The organism is Acidiphilium sp. MT5 (assembly GCF_054767495.1).
Genome location: NZ_BAABMR010000005.1, coordinates 32,320 through 53,003, shown reverse-complemented (window position 1 = coordinate 53,003; position 20,684 = coordinate 32,320). Strand labels below are relative to the sequence as shown.

Sequence of the window (20,684 nt, the reverse complement as noted above, 5' to 3'; positions counted from 1 at the left end):
GGCAAGCGCGTCAGGTTGACGCGTTTGCTGACTGGCTGTTTGCTCCGCGCCGTTATCTGACGATCGGTTAACGGCGTGCTGTTTTGAGGCTATAGCATCGGTGGGTTAAAGCGACCCAAAGGATTATGATCATGGCGGGTATGGATGTTTTGGCGACTGCGATGAATGGCGGCAATGCCGCGTTCATTGCCAATCTTTATGCCAAATGGGTTGAGGCTCCTGACACGGTTGATCGGGATTTTGCCGCGTTGTTCGCCTCGCTGGGCGATGAAGCGAAATCGGTGCTGACCGATGCGATGGGGGCGTCTTGGGCGCCGCGCCCAACGCAGTTTGAGAGCGAAGCGAAGTCTGCCCCGGTTGCGTTTAGCGGTGCGGCCTCGCGGCAGACCACGATCGATTCCATCCGGGCGTTGATGTTTATTCGCGCCTACCGGGTGCGCGGGCATCTCGAAGCGGACCTTGACCCGCTGGGGCTGAAACAGCCGGGCCATCATCCTGAGCTTGATCCGGCCAGCTACGGGTTTACCGAGGCTGACATGGACCGGCCGATTTTCATCGATATGGTGCTGGGCCGCGAAACCGCGACGATGCGGGAAATTATTGGCATTTTGCGCGAAAGCTATTGCGGCAAAATTGGCGTTGAGTTCATGCATATTCAGGACCCTGAGCAAAAATCCTGGATCCAGCGGCGGATTGAGGGCGCACCATGGCGCAACTTTTTCGCGCCTGAGCAAAAGCGCACCATTTTACAGCATCTGACCGAGGCTGAAGGGTTCGAGAGCTTTTGCCAACGGCGTTATGTCGGCACCAAGCGGTTTGGACTTGAGGGCGGCGAAAGCACGATCCCGGCGTTGCACGAAATTATCGCGACGGCGGCGCGCGATGGGGTGCGGGAAGTGGCGATTGGTATGCCGCATCGTGGCCGGTTGAGCACTTTGGCCAATGTGGTGAAAAAGCCGTTCACCGCGCTGTTTTCCGAATTTGGCGGCGAGAGCTTCAAGCCCGATGCGGTGCAAGGCTCGGGCGACGTGAAATATCATTTGGGTACGTCAACGGATGTGTCGATTGACGGTAATCAGGTGCATCTCTCGTTACAGCCGAACCCCTCGCATCTTGAGGCGGTGGACCCGGTGGTGGTTGGCAAGGTGCGTGCGCGGCAAGATATGGCCGGGGACACGCGGGGCCGGCGTTCGGTGATGGCGATTTTGATGCATGGCGATGCGGCCTTTGCTGGGCAGGGATTGGTGTATGAGACGCTGGCGATGAGCCAGTTGATCGGGTATCGCACCGGCGGTACGGTGCATGTGGTGGTGAATAACCAAATCGGCTTCACCACAGTGCCGGCGCATGCTTATTCGGGGCTATATTGCACCGATGTGGCTAAATCCGTGCAGTCGCCGATTTTCCATGTCAATGGCGATGATCCTGAGGCGGTGGTGTTTGTTGCTCGCCTGGCCACGGAATTTCGCCAGCAATTTGCTGTCGATGTGGTGATTGATCTGGTTTGTTATCGGCGTCATGGCCATAACGAGACCGACGAGCCAGCCTTCACCCAGCCGCTGATGTATCAAGCGATCCGTGCGCGCAAAACCACCCGCACACTCTATGCCGAACGGCTGGCGGCGGAAGGCACCGTGAGTGCCGCGGACGCCGAGAAACTCAATCAGGATTTCTCCGACACGCTTGAGGCGGCCTATAAGGATGCGACCGGCTATAAGCCGAACAAGGCCGATTGGTTAGAAGGGCATTGGGCCGGCTTGAACTCGGCGCGCGATGAAGATGGCGAGACTGAGGAACCGACGGCGATTGCGCTGGAGACGCTGCGCGAGATTGGCCAGGCATTAGCGCATGCGCCGGCTGATTTGGATTTGAACCCGAAGATTGCGCGGCAACTTGAAGCCAAGCGGGTGATGATTGAGACCGGCGAGGGCATTGATTGGGCAACCGGCGAGGCCTTGGGCTTTGGCTCGCTGTTGCTGGAAGGCCATCGCGTGCGCTTGTCTGGCGAAGATTGCCAACGCGGCACGTTCAGCCAGCGTCATGCGGTGTTGATCGATCAAACCAATCAGCATGAATATGTGCCGCTGAATAATATCAGCGAGAACCAAGCGAAAATCGAAATTTTCAATTCGCTGTTGTCAGAGGCTGGGGTTCTCGGTTTTGAATATGGCTACTCGGTGGCCGATCCCCATACCTTGGTGTTGTGGGAAGGCCAGTTTGGCGATTTTGCCAATGGCGCGCAGGTGATTATCGATCAGTTCATTGCGGCGGGCGAAAGCAAATGGCTGCGCATGTCGGGGCTGACCTTGTTATTGCCGCATGGTTATGAAGGGCAGGGGCCTGAACATTCATCAGCGCGGCCAGAGCGGTTTTTGCAACTTTGCGCGGAAAATAACATGGCGGTGTGCAATATCACCACGCCTGCGAATTATTTTCATGCGCTGCGCCGCCAACTCAAGCGTAATTTCCGCAAACCCTTGGTGATTATGACGCCGAAATCATTGCTGCGTCATAAGCTTGCGGTCTCCAACCTGGAGGAGATGAGCAACGGGTCGGCGTTCCGCACCGTCATCCCAGAGATCGATGCGATCGGCGCACCGGACAAAGTCAAGCGCGTGGTGATTTGCTCGGGTAAGGTTTATTACGATTTGCTGGCCGAGCGGCGTGACCGTGGTATCCAGGATGTTGCGATTGTTCGGTTAGAGCAATTTTATCCGTTCCCGAAAAAATCGCTCAAAATGGCCATTGAACTTTATCGCCATGCCGAGGTGATTTGGTGCCAGGAAGAGCCCGAGAATATGGGCGGTTGGCATTTTGTTGACCGCCGGATTGAGCAGGTGTTGAGCTGTATGGGCGGTGCAATGGTGGCGACGCGGCCAAGCTATGTGGGCCGCAAATGCGCGGCGAGCCCCGCGACCGGTTTGGCCAAGACCCATGCCGCCGAGCAGGCCGCACTCGTGAAACAAGCGTTAGGCGTATAGCGCGCGAACAGGAGAGACCATGTCCACCGAAATCAAAGTGCCGGCGTTAGGCGAATCGGTTACCACCGCGACGGTTGCGCGCTGGATGAAAAAGCCGGGCGAGCGGGTTGAGCGCGATGAGCCGATTGTTGAGTTGGAAACCGATAAGGTGACGGTTGAGGTCAACGCGCCGGCTGCGGGCGTGATTGAAGCGATTGCCGCCGATGAAGGGGCGGAAGTCGAAGTCGGTAGTTTGCTGGGTTCAATTGCGGCGGGTGAAGGTGCGGGAACGCCAGCGCCCAAAGCCGCGCCGCCTGCCGCCAATCCGCCGAGCGGGGTTAATGCGCCGCCGCCGCCTTCCGGGCCGGTGGCACGGGGGTATCATGCGCCATTGCCGGCTGCCCAAAAAATGATGACCGAGCAGAAGCTGAGCGCTGAGCGCATTGGCGCAGGCTCGGGCAAAGATGGCCGGATTACCAAAGGCGATGTGCTGGCCTTCCTTGACAAGCCCGCAGCGGCGCCAGCCATGACAGCCCCCAAGGCTGCGCGGACGGCGGATGTGCGTGAAGAGCGGGTGAAGATGACCCGTTTGCGCCGGACCATCGCGGCCCGGTTGAAGGAAGCGCAAAACACCGCCGCGTTGCTGACCACGTTCAACGAAGTGGATATGAGTGCGGTGATGGCGCTGCGCGCCGAGTATAAAGACGCTTTCGAGAAAAAGCATAAAGGTGTGCGGCTTGGCTTCATGAGCTTTTTTGTCAAAGCTTGTGTGGCGGCTTTGCGTGAGTTCCCCGCCGTGAATGCCGAGATCGATGGCGATGACATTGTTTACAAAAACTTTGTGAATATGGGCATTGCGGTGAGCAGCCCGAATGGCTTGGTGGTGCCGGTGTTGCGTGACGCCGACACGCTCAGCTTTCCACAAATCGAGGCGGCGATTGCTGAATTTGGCAAGCGGGCGCGTGATGGGGCCCTCAAGCTTGAGGATCTCGCCGGGGGCAGCTTCTCGATTACCAATGGCGGCGTGTTTGGTTCGCTGATGTCCACCCCGATTATCAACCCGCCGCAATCGGCGATTATGGGCATGCATAAAATCCAGGACCGCCCGGTTGCGGTTGCGGGCAAGGTCGAAATTCGGCCCATGATGTATTTGGCGGTGTCGTATGATCACCGTATCATTGACGGTCGTGAGGCGGTGTCGTTCCTGGTGCGTGTTAAAGAGAGCATTGAAGATCCTCGTCGTTTGATGCTGGAAATCTGAGGAGCGTATTATGGCCGAGCAGTTCGATGTTATCGTGATTGGTGGTGGGCCGGGCGGCTATGTTTGCGCCATTCGCGCGGCACAGCTTGGTATGAAGGTTGCCTGTGTCGAAAAGCGCGCAACGCTGGGCGGCACGTGCCTGAATGTTGGCTGCATCCCATCGAAGGCGCTGCTGCAATCCTCGGAAAATTACCATGCGCTCGCGCATGGTTTTGCCCAGCATGGCGTCATTGCCAAGGAGATTGGTTTCGATTTGACGCGAATGATGGGGCATAAGGACGAGGTTGTCGGCGCAAACGTCAAAGGCGTTGAATTTCTGTTCAAGAAGAACAAGGTGACCTGGATCAAAGGGGCGGCACGGTTCACATCTGCTCAGCAGGTTGAGGTTGCCGGCAGCACGTATACCGCCAAACATATCGTTGTCGCCACGGGCAGTGAGAGTGTAGCACTCCCTGGCGTTGAGGTGGATGAAACCCAGATTGTGACATCGACCGGCGCGATTGCGCTGAGCCGTGTGCCGAAGCATTTGGTGGTGATTGGCGGGGGTTATATCGGGTTGGAATTGGGCAGCGTTTGGCGCCGGTTGGGTGCGGACGTTACGGTTGTCGAATATCTTGATCGGTTGGTCCCCACCATGGATGGGGAGATTGCGACTGCGTTTCAAAAGATTCTCGGTAAATTGGGGATTAAATTCAAGCTTGGTACCAAGGTCACCGGTGCCGTTAAGCACGAGCATGGCGTGACGCTGGCGCTTGAGCCGGCGAAGGGCGGGGCGGGCGAATCGTTGGAAGCTGATATTGTGTTGGTCGCGATTGGCCGACGGGCCAACACCGATCAATTGGGTTTGGACGCCGTTGGTGTGGCTCTTGATGAGCGCGGCCGGGTCAAGACCGATGGTCATTTCGCGACCAATGTGCCTGGCATTTATGCGATTGGTGATGTGATTGCAGGGCCGATGCTGGCGCACAAGGCGGAGGAAGAAGGGGTTGCGTTAGCAGAATTGTTGGCGGGCCAGGCGGGTCATGTGAATTATGGGGCGATTCCGGGGGTCGTTTATACATGGCCGGAAGTGGCTTCCGTCGGTAAGACCGAAGACGAGCTGAAAGCGGAGGGTATTGCCTATAAAGTTGGGAAATTCCCGTTCATGGCCAATGGCCGGGCGCGCGCGATGGGCGATACGGACGGGTTTGTGAAGCTGCTTGCCGATAAAGCCACGGATCGGCTGCTCGGTGCTCATATTATTGGGCCGGATGCTGGCACGATGATTGCTGAATTGGTGCTGGCCATCGAGTTCGGTGCGTCGGCGGAAGATGTTGCACGCACCAGCCACGCGCATCCGTCACTTAATGAGGCGATTAAAGAGGCGGCTCTTGCCGTTGATGGGCGCGCGCTTCATATCTGACGCTGATTGAAGGCGGGCAAATCGATCCAGGATAAATGCCCGCCTTTGCCGGCGCCGGTATCCATAAAAACGGCGCGGCCGCCGGCGCGATTGGTTAATGTCAACGGGCGGCCATCCGAACTGCGCTGATCATGACCGCAATACACCGTAAAATCGGGCGGGACCGCCTCGACCCAGCGCAAGAGCCGTTCGGGGCGCCCAGCGCCGGTGGTGCGGCCAGTGGTTTCCCCATAAAGCGCACGCGCGGTGAGTGGGTCCGGTTGTTTGGCGGGAAAGGCTGGCGAGGGCGCATAGGCCATGGCGGGATGAAAACCGCCGTGAACGAACAGGCATTTCGCACCGACAAGCCAAATCGGCGCGGCGGTGATGGCATGATAGGCGCGCTCGGCTAACGCGGGGCTGAGGCTTGCCAGCGTGTCGACCAAGGCAGGGCCGCGCACGACCCGATCGCCACGTAAGGCACGGGCCAGTTTGTAATCGTGATTGCCTAACAGAAAAATACCATCGCCCGCATCAAGCCGGTCGAGCATTAATGTCAAAGTGCCTGCACTGTCTGGCCCATCATCGACCAAATCGCCAAGCTGGATCACGAACCGATCTGTCGCCAGCGCGGCAGCCAGGCCGCGCCGATCACCATGCACATCACCAACAATGCGCAGGCCACGGTCATGGGGGATGGTGGCGGGTTTAAGCACGGATGGTGATTTCGGCGCGCAACGCCGCCTGGTGTTGGCGATCCAGCGGGAAATGCCACATCAACAAAGCGGCGATGATTTTCAGTGTCGCGGGGATCACGCAATACATCACTAACAAGGCTCCAAGTGCCGTCTCGCTATTGTGACCATTGGTTGAAAATCCGAACGCCTGCAATATAGCGAAGCCAATGCCCGGGGCCAGAGAATTGCCAGCTTTCTGCGCCATGGTGGCGGCAGCAAAATAAAGCCCGGCGCGCTGCTCGCCCGATGCGGCCTCATCGACATCGACCACATCGGCTTGAATTGCGGGCGGAATGGTGAAATCAGCACCAAGCCCCGCGCCCGTAAAGACGCTGATGACGCCAAACAGCACTAACGCATTCGGTAAATGGCGGATGATCGGCACGAAGATGAAGGCGATGCCGGACATGGCCATAGCGATTGTCCAGGCCAGATGCTTGCTGCGGGCGCGCGCCAATAATTGCCAGAGCGGCACGGAGAGAATTGCGGCGGCAAAATAGACCAGTAAAATCGGGCCTGAGGCGGCTGAGGCGTGCAAAACCTGCGCGATGACCAGCAAAAATAGGGCGGCTGGGAGGCCATTGGCCAAGCCATTGACTGCCCAGGCCGCGATTAATCGGCGAAATGGCCGATTGGCCCACACGACGCGCAAGGTCGAGCGCATATTGGCTGATGCCGTGCTGACGCGTGGCACTGGATCTGGCACATAGCGCAGAGCGAGCATGATGAGCGGCACGCTCATCGCTAAGGTGATAATGGCGAGAAGATGCACCTTGCCCGCGTTACTGGTAACGCTGAGCGCGACCGGGGCCGCAGCGGAGATCAGAATGCCGACAATTGTGCCGCCTTCGCGCAGGCTGGTGATGCGTTGGCGTTCATCATAATTATCGGAAAGTTCGGCCCCCCAGGCCCAATAGGGCAGTGACAAAGCGGTCCAGGACCAGGTGACTAACGCGTAGGTGATGAAGAGCCAAACCGCGCCAGCGCCGTGCGGTGGAAAAAATAAGCCGATCGTGCCGACTCCGGCAATCGGGATGGCACAGGCGATGAAGGGTTTTCGGCGGCCATAGCGCGAGCGGGAGAGATCCGATAATCGGCCAATCGTGGGGTCGATCAGCACATCGAAAATCCGCACCGCGCTCAGCACATAGCCCACGGTGGCAAGGCGCACGCCGATATCATGCGCCCAGAAATCGGGCAAGATTACTAACAACGGCAAGCCAAGCATGGCCAAAGGCAAGGCAGGACCAGCATAAATCAGCAAGAGGCGAAGCGGCAGCTTCGCCCGTGCGGGCGTAATCAGATGGTTCAATCAGGGCCGCGCGATCACGAACTGACCGACATCGGTCCAGCCGGCGCGGAAACCGGCCTCGCAATAGGCGAGATAGAATTCCCAGAGCCGTTTGAAGCGCGTGTCATATTGGCGGGAAAATTTGGCGATGCGCGGCCATGAATCCTGAAAGGCCTTGCCCCAACGCGCCAGTGTATCGGCATAATCGGTGCCGAACCAAAAACTATCGCGCACATGTAAGCCGGCTCGATTGATTTCCGCGTGCAGGCGGCTCGGTGAGGGCAGCATGCCGCCGGGAAACACATAGCGTTGGATAAAGTCAGCGCTGGAGCGGTAATCATCGAAATAGCGATCGGCGATTGTGATGATTTGCAACCCGGCCAGCCCGCCGGGGCGCAGCCGATCATGCAGACAATTGAAGTAGGTCGGCCAGTACGATTCGCCAACGGCCTCGAACATTTCGATTGAGGCGATCCGATCGAATTGCTGTGACACATCGCGATAGTCGCGCAATTCGAGCGTCACGCGATCAGATAAGCCGGATTTGGCAATGCGGGACTGGCCGAATTCCAACTGCTCGCGTGACAAGGTGATGCCGGTGACCGTTGCGCCATAATCGCGCGCGGCGATTTCGGCAAAGCTGCCCCAGCCGCAGCCAACTTCGAGAACACTCATGCCCGGCTGCAATTCCAACGCCTTGCAGAGACGGTGGATTTTCGAGCGCTGGGCGGCTTCCAGATTAGACGCATCGCGATCAAACAAGGCAGCGGAGTAGGTCATGGTGCCATCAAGCCAGGAGGCGTAAAAATCATTGCCCAGATCATAATGTTCGGCGATATTGCGCCGCGCGCCTTTGCGGGTGTTCGGGCGCAATTTATGCGCGATGGCGCTCACCACCCGCGCCCATAATTTGCCGCGCAACATATCTTCCCATGCCGCCTCGTTCAGCGTGCCGAGGCGGAGCACATCGATCAAATTGGGGCTGTCCCAATCGCCATCCAGATACGCTTCGCTGAGGCCTAAACTGCCGCCAAATACCAGCTTTGCGATCATCCGGGCGTCCCGCACGATCAATGTTGCGGCGGGGCCGGGTTCAGCGCCCGCGAAATGATGCACGCTGCCATCAGGCAAAATCACTTCCAAGGTGCCCGCTTTGATCAAGCGGGCGATGCTGAGACCAAGCCGCAGGCGGCGGTCACGCGGCAGGCTCGCATGGTTGAGGGTGGTCGCGTCGGTCATGACGTTTCTCCAGGAATAACGGGCGGATGGATCGTTGAGGGTTCGCGATGGAACATCGCACCGCGCAGGAACAGGCGCAGGGCGTGCCAGTGAATTGCCGCCATCACCTTGAACGCCATGAATGGCATGCGCAGTAATTGGACGGCCAATGCGTTGTCGGTCGCGGGCATAGCGCGTAGCGCCATTACGACATTCAAGCGCGGCGCAGAGGCTTTATAGCGAATGCCCAAACGAAATTGCGGGCCGGGGCGGCTGAAGGTGAAATCATACTGCCCTTTCATGTCGAAAAACGGCGAGACATGCATGGATTTCGCGGCAACTTGCCGCACCGTGCCCGTGCCGGGGGCAACAGGGATTGCGTAAATCACCTGGTCGCCAAAGGTGTTTTTCACTTGATGCAAAACCACACCGAGCGTGCCATCAGCCGCATAACAGAAGAAAAACGCAATCGGGTTGAATGCATATCCCAAGATACGGGGGATCACCATGAAACGGATGCGCGCGGCATAGATTTCCTGGCCATGCGCCGCAAGAATGGCCTCAGCCCAAGGCCGCAGCGCGGTGCCGTCACGCGGGCCGTGATCGCGATCATGCACGCTGATCAGGCCGGTGTGATTATGGCGAAACAGCCTGCTGCGGGCAGCGAATTGATCAAGGTCATCCAAATCCACAGCGAGCATCCAGAGCCGATAGATAAAGCGATGGATGAATTTTTCGACCCGCACATGACTAACCTTGCCCGCATAGATTTGCGGCGGCTCGATCTGTGCTGCGGGCGCGGCGAGATTATTCATGCGGCCTGCGCCGCCGGGCGGTGATCGGCGGCACGCCAGGGGATGCTGATGCCCAAAGCGCGGGCGATCTGCACGGCGGAGGCGATACCATCCTCATGAAAGCCCCAGCCGGTCCAGGCGCCGGCAAACCATAGCCCCGCCTTGCCCTGAATGGTGGGAAGCTGTTCCTGAGCCGCCATGGCCTGCGCGTTGAATTGCGGATGCCGATAATGCCGCTCGAGCAAAATTGTTTCTGCAGCGGGTTCGATCAGCGGGTTCAGGGTGACCAGAAGTGGCTTGCTGGTTTGCATGCCTTGCAGAAGGTTCATCCAGTAGGTTAGGCTAACGCCATGTTGGTGATCGCTGCTGTTGCGCGCTAAATAATTCCATGAGGACCAAACGGCGCGGCGCTTGGGCATTAAGGTTGCATCAGTATGCAGCACGGCGCGGTTATCCTGAAAGCCAATGGCCCCCAAGATTGATCGCTCTTGTGCGCTGGGGGCGGCGATCATCGCCAGGGCTTCATCGGCGTGGCAGGCGAGCACGGCCTGATCAAACCGGATTGCCTCGCCATCGATCATGATGGTAACGCCCTGCGCATCACGCTGGATTTCACGCACTTTGCTCGCGGTGCGCACGCGTGTGCCCAAGACTGCGCGCAGCTTGGCGACATAGCAGCACGAGCCACCGGTGACGGTGCGCCATTGCGGCCGGTTATTGACGGTGAGCAGGCCATGATTATGAAAAAACCGCACGAAATTGCGCGCTGGAAATTCGCGCATCCCCTCAATCGACGCTGACCAGATCGCGGCACCCATCGGCAGGATATGGTCCTCGGCAAAGCCCGCGCTGTAGCCATTGCGATCGATATAGGCGCCCAGACTTTCGGTGCTATTGCTGCTCATCAGGGCAGGGGCTTCGCGGTTAAACCGCAAAATATCCTGGATCATTCGCCAGAAGCGCGGTTTGAGCAGATTGCTTTTTTGCGCGAAGAGCTGACCGATGGAGCCGCCGCCATATTCCAAGGCGCCATCGCCAATCGATACGCCGAATGACATGTCGCTATCATGGGTTGCGACCCCCAATGCGGCGAATAATCCCTCAAGATTGGGATAATTGCGATCATTGAGCACAATGAAGCCGGTATCGACCGCAATGTCGCGTCCATCGATCATGACATGTTGGGTATCCGCATGACCGCCGAGCCGGTCTTCGGCTTCGAATAACGTCACGTCATAATCATTGCGGGCGAGCCATGCCATCGCAAGGCCGGCAATGCCCGCACCAACCACCGCGAGACGGGGTTTTTCACTGTTCATGCCGCGTTCTTTCCCAACACTTTGAAAGCGGCGAGCACACGCTCACGGCCATATTTCAAATCAACCAATGGCTTTGGGTAATCCTTGCCCAACACCACGCCCGCGCCACGGAGGATCAAGTCGGGGGCCTGCCAGGGCGCATGCAGATGTGCATCCGGCAGGCGGGCCAGTTCGGGCACATAGCGGCGGACATAAGAACCGTCGGGATCGAATTTTTCGCCTTGTAAAACCGGGTTGAAAACCCGGAAATAGGGCGCTGCATCGGCCCCTGATCCGGCTACCCATTGCCATGACGCGGCGTTCGATGCGTGATCGGCATCGACCAGCGTGTCCCAAAACCAGGCCGCGCCAACCTGCCAGGGGATCAGCAAATGTTTGACCAAATAGGAGGCGACGATCATCCGCACCCGATTATGCAGCCAGCCGGTTTGCCAAAGTTGCCGCATGCCAGCATCAACGATTGGCACGCCGGTCATCCCGCGCTGCCAGGCGCGCAGGTCTGAGGGGGAATCGCGCCAGGCAACACGCTCGAATTCGGCGCGCATGGGCGTTGTTTCCAAGCTTGGATGATGCCACAGCAAATAGGCTGCGAATTCGCGCCAGAGCAATTCCTTCAAATAGGTTTGTTTGCCCTCATGACGCGGGGTTGGCAATGCCTCGATCCTGCGCCAGACGGCATCGATGGCAATTTCGCCCCAGTGCAAATGCGGCGAAAGCATCGAGGTGCCAGGAATGCCGGGTTGATTGCGGTTGAGATCATATTGATCAAGCCGGGCGGGACTAAAGGCTGCGAGTTGCGCCTGCGCACCGGCCTCGCCGGGCTGCCAGGTGGCGCGTAGGCCGCCGGCCCAATCGGGTGCGGTGGGCAGCAGGCCCCAATCGGCCAGATGATCGCTCGTGATGGATCGGGTGGCGGGGAACTTGGCCGGGGCTGGAATTGGCGGGCGGAGCGCTAATTTATCCAAGCAGGCCCGGGAAAACGGCGTATAGACGCCATACACCCCGCTCGCTTGGGTCAGCACCGCTTCTGGTGGCAGCGCCAAGGCTGAGCGATGGCGATGAAACGCAACCCCGATTTTTTGCAAGGATGCGGCAACCTCGCGGTCAATCGCGCGCAGATAAGGCTCATGCGCGCGTCCCGCCTGCACGCTGGTGGCGCCGATTTCGCGCGCCAAGGCGGGGATGATCGTGCAGGAATCACCCCGCCGGAGCACCAATTGTCCGCCGCGCGCGGCAATGTCTGCCCCCAGCCGTTCGAGCGAATGATGCAGCCACCAGAGCGACGCGCCACCCCAGCGCGCTGCCGGGTCCAGTACGTAAACCAGCACCACAGCACCCTCGGCGAGGCCGGCAGCCAAAGCGGGATTATCGGCGAGGCGCAAATCATTGCGCAGCCAGACCAGTGATTGGGCCATCACGCGGCTCGCGCTGCTCGCGCGGCATCGGCCAACGCGAAACAATGCAAACGGTCGGTGCCGAGTAAAAACACCTGGCCACCACGGGGAAACAGCCGCCGGATCGGTGCGGCGGTCACGTCAAACCCGCCGGTATAAGCGCCGAAGCTCGGTAGGATCACGCGCTGGTGATCGACCACGAAGCAAGGGCGGGTAATCCGCGCGGCGCGGGTGATAATGCTCGCTTTGGGATGAAAATGCCCGGAAAACTCCAGCGCGCCGGGCGGCTCGGTGCCCGCTTGGTGGCGCAGCGTCACCGCATCGAGGGTCCAATCGGTTGGCCACTGGGTCGCGGAGTCGTGATTACCGGCGATCCACACGAATCGCTGCTCTGATTCCAGCCGCGCGAGCCGGGCGGCGTCTTCGGCGGCCATCCGGTGCCGCCCTGCGGAGTCGTGAAACGAATCGCCAAGGGCGACGATGGTCTCTGGTCGGTACCGGCGCACCAGCCGTGCCAGCCGATCAAGCGTGGTGCGGCTGTCATAGGGTGGCATTAATTGGCCGTGGACAGCGCCGGCAGAGGCTTTTTCCAGATGCAAATCGGCCACGATCAAGGTTTTGTGCGCGGGCCAAAACACGATCCCTGCCGGGTCGAGCAAAAACCGGTGACCGGCACGGTGGAGCGGCGCAGCATTCATCCTCTGGTCAATTTCACATCGTGGCCCGTTGCGCCAGAGTGGCCGGGCGGGCAGGGGGGTCATCGAAACATTCGGCAAGCAGGGCGGCGGCCTCATCGAGGAGCGCATCTTCGGCGCTAAGCCCACGGATCGGCTCACGACCGATCTCGAGCAGCACCGGCACCGCGAGCGGTGAGACGCGCGCGAGGGCGCGGTGCGTGATCCGGCCTTGGATGCGGTTGAGCATGCCGGCGATGCGGCTGAGATCGACCAGCCCATGCGCGGCATCAGCACGGGTGGCGCGGAGAAGAATATGGTCAGGTTCATGTTTACGCAGCACATCATAAATTAGATCGGTATTGATCGTGATCTGTCTACGGTTGCGTTCGCCGCCAGGATGCACCCGTTCGATTAAACCTGCGATAACTGCAACGGCGCGAAAGCTGCGCTTTAGCATGGCGCTCTCGGCGAGCCATTCTTCCAAATCATCGCCGAGCAAATCGGGCGCGAATAATCGGGCAATATCGTGTGGCGGGCGGGCACTCCAAATGCCCAGCACATAATCGGTCGCAACGAAGCCCAAAGGCTGATCGCCAAACCGTTCCATCCGGCGGGTCAGCAACATGCCCAGCGCTTGATGCGCCTGGCGACCTTCGAAGCAATAGGCTACCAAATACCAACGCCCGCCTCGGGGGAAGGTTTCAACCAGCAAATCGGTCTCGCCGGGCAAATCCGAGCGCAGCGCTTGCATCTCCAGCCATTCGCGCACCGGGATTGGCAAATGCTCCCAATCCGCCCGGCGCTGCAATAAGGCGCGCACCCGGTCCGCTAGATGGGTTGATAGCGGCATGCGGCCGCCGACATAGGCCGGGATTTTCGGCTCGCCGACGCCGCCATCCACCGCGATCAGGCTGGTTTCACGCAAACCAACAAAGCTTAGCCGCCTTCCTGCGAATAGAAACGTGTCGCCGGGGCGCAGCATAGCGGCAAAATATTCCTCAACCTCACCCAACACCGGGCCGCGCTCATGTTTGAGGCGCAATTTCAGGGTCGGCGCTTCGACGATGGTGCCGAGATTCATTCTGAATTGGCGCACCAGTTTTTGGTTTCGCACATGCACGAGGCCCTCGGCGTCGCGGAATAATTTCCGGTAGCGCTCATAGACGGCGAGGGCGTAGCCGCCATCCTCGACATAGCGCAGTACATCCTCGAAATCGGTGCGCGGCAGATGCGCATAGGGGCTGGCGCGGGTGATTTCGGCATAAAGATCATCAGGGTGGAAGGGACCGGCGCAGGCGCAGCCCAGAATATGCTGGGCCAGCACATCGAGCGCGCCGGGGCGCGGCGGATCACCGTCCAGCTCGCCAGCCGCGACGCTGGCGATGGCCGCGACACATTCCAGCACTTCGAAGCGGTTGGCGGGGACCAGCAGGGCGTGGGAGGCTTCATCGAGCCGATGATTGGCGCGGCCCAAACGCTGCATCAGCCGCGACACGCCTTTCGGCGCCGCCACTTGGATGACTTGATCGACCGAGGCCCAATCGATTCCCAGATCGAGCGAGGACGTTGCCACCACGGCGCGCAACGCCCCTTGCGCCATCGCCGCCTCAACCCGGCGCCGCTGCTCGACCGCGAGGCTGCCATGATGCAGGGCAATCGGGATCGTCTCGTCATTATGCCGCCAGAGCGCCTCGAACATCAGCTCGGCCTGCGCCCTGGTATTGACGAACACAATGCTCATCCGCGCCGCTTTGATCCGTTCCAAAATCGCGCCCGCCGCCATCAGCCCCATATGGCCAGACCAGGGCATGCGCACCGGGGCGATCAGCATCTCGATGACCGGGGCGGACCCTGCTGCACCGATGATCAGCCGGGTTTTAGCCCCTTGGCCATCCGGGGAGATAAAGCGCTGGATCGCTTGCGGATGCGCGATGGTCGCTGAGAGCCCGATGCGCCGGGCCGCGGGTGCCAGGGTGCTGAGCCGGGCCAGGCAGAGCGCGAGTTGATCGCCGCGCTTGGTGCCGGCCAGCGCGTGAACCTCGTCAATCACGATCATGCGCAGCCCGGCGAAATAATCACCTGCATTGGGCGCATACACCAGGAGTGCTAGGCTTTCCGGCGTTGTCAGCAACAGATGCGGCGGACGCTCACGCTGGCGCGCCCGGCGATTGGCCGGGGTATCACCGCTGCGGGTCTCCACCCGGATGGGCAAGTTCATCTCCTCGATCGGCGCTTGCAAATTGCGGGCGATATCGGTGGCCAGCGCCTTGAGCGGGCTGATATAGAGCGTGTGCAAATGATCCGTCGGTGCCTCGGTCAGATCAATCAGGCTCGGCAAAAACCCGGCCAGGGTTTTGCCGCCGCCCGTGGGTGCGATCAGCAAGGCGTGGTGCTGATCGTGCGCGGCTTGCAGCACCGCAAGCTGATGCTCGCGCACATGCCAGCCGCGCGCGGCAAACCAATCGGCAAAGCGGGGTGGCAAAGCGGTCACCGCCGTAAGATGGCAGGCTTTGCGAAAGCTGCAATCCGACCCATCATAGCGAGATGGCGCCGCATCCTTCGACCTGGCTGCAACCCCGGCCTGAGGGGTTATTCTGCCTTCCCGGCGGATTTTTCATCGACCCGACCCGTGCCGTGGAGCGTGCGGTGATTACCCATGGCCATGCCGATCACGCACGCCCCGGCCATGCGCATGTGCTGGCCAGCACCGAGACACTCGCGATCATGCGGGTGCGCATGCCAGAGGGCAAGGCCGGCACCCAGCAACAAAGTGCGGCGCCCGGCGAGACCATTCGGGTGAATGATGTGATCATCCGCTTAGTGCCGGCGGGGCATGTTCTTGGTTCGTGCCAGATTGTGCTTGAGTATCGCGGGAGCCGCGCGGTGATTTCCGGTGACTATAAGCGCCAGCCGGACCCAACCTGCGCGCCGTTTGAGCCGATCAAATGCGATGTCTTTGTCACTGAAGCGACGTTCGGGCTGCCGATTTTCCATCACCCGGATGCCGGCCTGGAAATCGCCCGGCTGCTCGCATCGGTTTCGCTGTTTGAGCACCGCGCGCATCTGATTGGCGCTTATGGGCTGGGCAAAACCCAAAGGCTGATCGCGCTGTTGCGGCAGGCGGGCTATGACGCGCCGATTTTTCTGCATGGCGCTTTGGTGAAATTATGCGCGCTCTATGAAGAATTCGGCGTGGCGCTTGGTGATTTGCGCCAGGCCACCGTGGCGGATAAGGCGGCGTTGCGCGGTGCCATTGTGCTCGCGCCGCCATCCGCGATGGCAGATCGCTGGGCGCGGCGCCTGGATGATCCGGTGATTGCCGCTGCGTCAGGCTGGATGATGGTGCGTCAGCGTGCCAAAGCCAGCGGTGTCGAGTTGCCGTTGGTGATTTCCGATCATGCCGATTGGCAGGCGATTTTGCACAGCATCGCGCAGACCGAGGCTCCGGAAATTTGGGTCACGCATGGCGCGGAAGCGGCTTTGATCCATCAGCTTGGTCAGCTCGGTTTGCGTGGCCGCGCTTTGACGCTGATTGGCTATGGCGATGATGGCGAGGCCCCATGAAGGCGTTTACCACGCTGCTGGAGCGCTTGCTCTATACCACGGGGCGCAATGCGAAACTTCTGCTCCTGGCCGATTATTTCGCCCGGCGGCCCGATCCTGAGCGCGGCTTGGCACTGGCCGCGATTGCCGGGGCGTTAGATTTTCCGGGTGCGAAACCCGCAATCCTGCGGGCCTTGGTGGCAACCCGTGTTGATCCGGTATTATTCGAACTTTCCTATGATTTTGTCGGGGATCTCGCCGAGACTATGGCGTTGATTTGGCCCGCGCCGGTGCAGGGCGCGCCGCCTGAATTGGCGGAGATTGTCAGCGCGCTGCGCGCGACACCGAAGGGCGATATTCCGGCGTTGATCGGGAAATGGCTGGATTTTAGCGATGTTGCCACGCGCATTGCCTTGATTAAGCTGATCACCGGGGGTTTGCGCGTCGGCGCTTCGCTGCGATTGGCGAAATTGGCGCTGGCCCAGCAATTTTCGGTCGATGTCGATGCGATTGAAGAGATTTGGCACGGGCTTACCCCGCCTTATCAGCCGCTGTTCGACTGGCTGGAGCGGCGTGCGCCCCGGCCTGAGCCGGGGGCGACCCCGATGTTTCGCCCGCCGATGCTGGCGCATCCGCTGGAACCGAGCGATCAGGCGCGGCTGAATTGGGCCGATTACCGCGCCGAATGGAAATGGGATGGGATTCGCGTGCAGCTTGCCGCCACGCCGAGTGGGCGGCGGCTCTATTCGCGCGGGGCCGATGATATTTCCGCGAGCTTTCCCGAGATCATCGCTGCGATGGATTTTCACGCCGTGCTGGATGGTGAATTGCTGGTAATCCGCGATGGGGTGGTGGCGCCGTTCGCCGATTTGCAGCAGCGGCTCAACCGCAAGAGCATCTCCGCGCGCCACCGCGCCGCTTATCCGGTTGCGGTGCGGCTCTATGACATGTTGTTTGACGGTGCCGAGGATGTGCGTGAGCTCGCGTTTGATGGGCGCCGGGCGCGGCTTGAACGCTGGTATCAGGCGACCCAACCGGCCATGATGGATCTCTCGCCGCAAATCGCGTTTCGCACCGAGGCCGATTTGGTGGCGCTGCGCGATACCGCCCGGCGCGATGGGATTGAGGGGTTGATGCTCAAAGCGGGGGCCAGCCCTTATGTCGGTGGGCGACCGAAGGGCTTATGGTGGAAATGGAAACGCGACCCGCTCAGCCTTGATTGTGTGCTGATGTATGCGCAGCGCGGCCATGGCAAACGCAGCTCGTTTTATTCGGACTATACGTTCGGGGTTTGGACGGCGGATCGCCGGTTGGTGCCGGTGGGCAAGGCCTATTCCGGCTACACCGATGCCGAGCTCTCATTCCTTGATCGCTGGATTCGCGCCCATACGGTGGCAAGCTACGGGCCGGTGCGCGAGGTGGAACCGGGAATTGTGTTTGAAATTGGCTTCGATGCAGCGCAGCGATCGACCCGGCATAAATCGGGCATTGCGCTGCGTTTTCCCAGAATTTTGCGGCTGCGGCCCGATAAACCAGCGGCGGAGGCCGATACGTTGGAGGCCGCATTGGCGCTGCTGGATTGAGCCGCGCAGCGCATCGAGCATTTTCCGTTCGCCTCGGCCCCCCGACAATGCTCAAGCGCATTGTTTTGGCGCGCAATTTTTACCCGATCAGATGATTCTATCTGATTGGATGTTGCGTTAGCGGATGAGCCGCGCGAGGCGCACCGCCGTGTGTAGCCGTGAGGTCCACAGGCTTGGCATGATCAGCAAACAATCATCATGCGGTGTGCGAATTTCCCGCCCGCCATCATGGCCGATCAGCGTGCCGCGGCGGGCGATGATCTCGCCGCCCCGAAACCGGCGCACAAATTGAAACCGGTCCGTCATCGCGGTCACCAACTCGGTTACCTCGGCAAAGCGCGGCGGCGGACGATGCGCCAGCGTCGCATCACGCAGCCCGCTATGGCGCAGCACGGCGGCAATGGTTTCCTGCATTTGCGCGACCGTTGGTTCGTGCCAATGCTGCCCGGCTTCGACCAGCACGCAAGCCGCCTCGTTCATGGAATGGGTGAAACGCGGATAATCGATCAGGCGCCGCCCGCCAGCGTGGCCGGAATCCGCGACCACCAAATCCGGCGTGCCAAGCGCCAGCGCCAACGCCTTGCCGCGTGCGCCCGAGCCGCACAGCATCAGCGGTTCAGAGGGCCAAAGCATTGAATGGAGATCGAGCACCATGTCGGCACTCTCGATCACCGGGCGTATGGCCCGGGCGCGGTCCAACTCACGCGAGCGACGCGCGCCATCGAGCAAGGCTGGGCTCCAAACCCGGTTCATATCTTCATCAATGAAGCGCGAGGCGATAGGCCGAGCCGGATCGAACCGGTCATACGCGTCGAGATTGGCAAAGCCGATGGTCAATCGCCCGCGCAGCGGACGGATTTCGGCGCGTAGCATCGCTTCCAGGGCGATGGCGCCGGCGATTTCATTGCCATGGATCAGGGCAATCAGGGCAACATGCGGGCCGGGCTTTGGCGCATCGAAACTCCAAAATCCGTCCACGCCGCAATTGCCGACGCGCCAGGGCGTTAGATCCGGTGGCTGGAGTGTGACGGTGAAATGCGGGAGTGCTGGGGCTTCGAGCGTGGTATCCAGCAGATGATTGGATTGCGGATCGGCAGGCTGTTCAAGTGTCGCGTTGATCCATTCGGCGGTTGCCGAACCTGTTGGCGCCGCCGCCGAGGTAACCGTGGTCGGCGCGACCGCTTCTGAAAGCCCCTGGTCTCCATCAGCCATGGCGTTTACTTTAACGACAGATCGTGGCTTCGCAACTCTTGGTCGTGCGATTCTCTCACGGTGCGCTTCGGATAGGAGTAAAAATGGCCGACCGGCTCGGATTTCTGCACCGTATCTGGCGTTTGGTGCCGCCCACGCTGCGCCGTGCCGCGTTGGGCGTTGCCGTGCGGGCGGCGGCACCGCGCCCGGATCGCGTGCCGCCCACCGCAAGCTTGGGCGTGCAGATTGCCGGCGAAATGGGCCGCATTTCGGGCCTCGGTGAAGCGGCGCGGCTGCTCCATAGCGGGATTGCCGCGCTGCAGGCCGATGCGGGCACGATCGACCTTGCCATCGGCAAGCGCCCAATGCTGATACGCGAGATGCCGCGCTCCGCACTGATTTTGCACGTCAATGCGCCGTCGATTCCGCTCTTTCTTGCCCGTGCGCCACGCGATTTTTTACGCGAACGGCGGGTGATTGGGTTTTGGAATTGGGAAATCGAGACGGTTCCCGCCATTTGGCGCAAAAACGCCGATTTTGTTCATGAAGTTTGGACGCCGACCATGTTTACGGCGACCGCCCTTGAGCCGATCATGCCTGGGCGCGTTCGCGTTGTGCCTTATCCGCTCGCCGCTATTCTGCCGCCAGCCATGGCGGATCGCGAGGCGCTTGGTTTGCCCGCGCATGCGGTGATTGTTACCGTCATCGCTAATCTTGGGGCGAGTTTCGACCGTAAAAACCCGCTCGGCGCGATTGCCAGTTTTCGGGCGGCTTTTGGTGATCGGCCCGATCGCTTGTTGGTGCTTAAGCTTGCGGGGGCCAGCCTGTTTCCGCGCGATTTTGAGCGAATTCGCACCGCCATCGGCGCGAGTGCCAATATTCGCCTGATTGATGCCACGTGGAATTCGGCGCGGATGCGCACCTTGTTTGCCAGCACCGATATTTTACTGTCGCTGCATCGCGCCGAGGGATTTGGCATTGTGCCTGCCGAGGCGATGCTGCGCGGGATTGCGGTGATTGCTACCGGTTGGTCGGGGACGCTGCAATTCATGGACGCTCAAAGCGCCGCGCTGGTGCCGTATCGACTGGTGCCGGTTATTGAGCAGCGCGGTGATTATGCCGTGCCTGGCGCGCGCTGGGCGGAACCTGATCATGACGCCGCCGTGCAGTGGTTGCGTCGCTTGGCCGATGACCCGGTTGAACGCGCGTCCTTGGCCGCACGCGGGCAAGCCTATGCCAGCGCGGCTTTGACGCTCGATCCGCTGGCCAATGCGTTGCAATCCTGCGGTATCGCCCGCCTCGATTGACGAAACCCAAGCGCGCTCGCAAAACCCC

The 20,684-nt window shown here is 60.4% G+C and carries 15 protein-coding genes; 6 read left to right on the top strand and 9 right to left on the bottom strand.

The window, feature by feature from the left end:
- Positions 1-131 precede the first annotated feature (131 nt).
- From ACYUCQ_RS06980 to lpdA, 3 genes are read left to right on the top strand one after another with little or no spacing between them, the layout of a single operon-like run.
- On the top strand, positions 132-2,981 hold the full coding sequence (locus ACYUCQ_RS06980; RefSeq protein ID WP_460253798.1) for a 2-oxoglutarate dehydrogenase E1 component: 2,850 nt from the start codon (positions 132-134) through the stop codon (positions 2,979-2,981).
- A 19-nt stretch (positions 2,982-3,000) separates the two neighbouring features.
- Positions 3,001-4,221, top strand: a complete 1,221-nt coding sequence (odhB, locus tag ACYUCQ_RS06975; protein ID WP_460253797.1) for a 2-oxoglutarate dehydrogenase complex dihydrolipoyllysine-residue succinyltransferase — start codon at positions 3,001-3,003, stop codon at positions 4,219-4,221.
- Positions 4,222-4,231: 10 nt separating this feature from the next.
- Positions 4,232-5,623: a dihydrolipoyl dehydrogenase gene (lpdA, locus tag ACYUCQ_RS06970; protein WP_460253796.1), complete on the top strand. Its 1,392-nt coding sequence runs from the start codon at positions 4,232-4,234 to the stop codon at positions 5,621-5,623.
- Here the strand turns inward: lpdA and ACYUCQ_RS06965 are convergent.
- The 8 genes from ACYUCQ_RS06965 to ACYUCQ_RS06930 are packed head-to-tail and all read right to left on the bottom strand — an operon-like array spanning position 5,614 to position 15,523.
- Positions 5,614-6,318 carry a metallophosphoesterase gene (locus ACYUCQ_RS06965; protein WP_460253795.1) on the bottom strand — a complete coding sequence of 235 codons (705 nt, stop codon included), beginning with the start codon at positions 6,316-6,318 and terminating at the stop codon, positions 5,614-5,616. The two genes, lpdA and ACYUCQ_RS06965, sit on opposite strands and share 10 nt — an antisense overlap.
- Entirely contained in the window at positions 6,311-7,651 is a 1,341-nt protein-coding gene (locus tag ACYUCQ_RS06960; RefSeq protein WP_460253794.1) for an MFS transporter, read from the bottom strand. Before ACYUCQ_RS06960 ends, ACYUCQ_RS06965 begins: the two co-directional genes overlap by 8 nt.
- A complete protein-coding gene (locus tag ACYUCQ_RS06955; protein ID WP_460253793.1) occupies positions 7,652-8,869 on the bottom strand; it encodes a class I SAM-dependent methyltransferase in 1,218 nt (405 codons plus the stop codon).
- Positions 8,866-9,663 (bottom strand): DUF1365 domain-containing protein, encoded by a 798-nt coding sequence (locus ACYUCQ_RS06950; RefSeq protein WP_460253792.1) that lies wholly within the window; start codon positions 9,661-9,663, stop codon positions 8,866-8,868. The genes ACYUCQ_RS06955 and ACYUCQ_RS06950 overlap by 4 nt, the downstream gene beginning before the upstream one ends.
- Entirely contained in the window at positions 9,660-10,961 is a 1,302-nt protein-coding gene (locus ACYUCQ_RS06945) for an NAD(P)/FAD-dependent oxidoreductase (RefSeq protein ID WP_460253791.1), read from the bottom strand. Before ACYUCQ_RS06945 ends, ACYUCQ_RS06950 begins: the two co-directional genes overlap by 4 nt.
- The gene (locus ACYUCQ_RS06940) at positions 10,958-12,376 is read right to left on the bottom strand and encodes a cryptochrome/photolyase family protein (RefSeq protein WP_460253790.1); all 1,419 of its coding nucleotides are present in this window, start codon (positions 12,374-12,376) and stop codon (positions 10,958-10,960) included. The genes ACYUCQ_RS06945 and ACYUCQ_RS06940 overlap by 4 nt, the downstream gene beginning before the upstream one ends.
- On the bottom strand, positions 12,376-13,053 hold the full coding sequence (pdeM, locus tag ACYUCQ_RS06935) for a ligase-associated DNA damage response endonuclease PdeM (protein WP_460253789.1): 678 nt from the start codon (positions 13,051-13,053) through the stop codon (positions 12,376-12,378). Before pdeM ends, ACYUCQ_RS06940 begins: the two co-directional genes overlap by 1 nt.
- A 13-nt stretch (positions 13,054-13,066) precedes the next feature.
- Entirely contained in the window at positions 13,067-15,523 is a 2,457-nt protein-coding gene (locus ACYUCQ_RS06930; RefSeq protein WP_460253788.1) for a ligase-associated DNA damage response DEXH box helicase, read from the bottom strand.
- Positions 15,524-15,576: 53 nt separating this feature from the next.
- On the opposite strand from ACYUCQ_RS06930, the gene ACYUCQ_RS06925 reads away from it, so the two are divergent.
- Both ACYUCQ_RS06925 and ACYUCQ_RS06920 read left to right on the top strand, forming a co-directional pair.
- Positions 15,577-16,596 (top strand): ligase-associated DNA damage response exonuclease, encoded by a 1,020-nt coding sequence (locus ACYUCQ_RS06925; RefSeq protein ID WP_460253787.1) that lies wholly within the window; start codon positions 15,577-15,579, stop codon positions 16,594-16,596.
- On the top strand, positions 16,593-18,158 hold the full coding sequence (locus tag ACYUCQ_RS06920) for a cisplatin damage response ATP-dependent DNA ligase (protein WP_460253786.1): 1,566 nt from the start codon (positions 16,593-16,595) through the stop codon (positions 18,156-18,158). The genes ACYUCQ_RS06925 and ACYUCQ_RS06920 overlap by 4 nt, the downstream gene beginning before the upstream one ends.
- Positions 18,159-18,275: 117 nt before the next feature.
- Here the strand turns inward: ACYUCQ_RS06920 and ACYUCQ_RS06915 are convergent, their stop codons facing one another.
- Complete coding sequence (locus tag ACYUCQ_RS06915; protein WP_460253785.1) at positions 18,276-19,370, bottom strand: M14 family metallopeptidase; 1,095 nt, start codon at positions 19,368-19,370, stop codon at positions 18,276-18,278.
- 83 nt (positions 19,371-19,453) lie between these two features.
- Between ACYUCQ_RS06915 and ACYUCQ_RS06910 the strand changes: the two genes are divergently transcribed.
- A complete protein-coding gene (locus tag ACYUCQ_RS06910; RefSeq protein ID WP_460253784.1) occupies positions 19,454-20,656 on the top strand; it encodes a glycosyltransferase in 1,203 nt (400 codons plus the stop codon).
- The last annotated feature ends 28 nt before the right edge of the window (positions 20,657-20,684 follow it).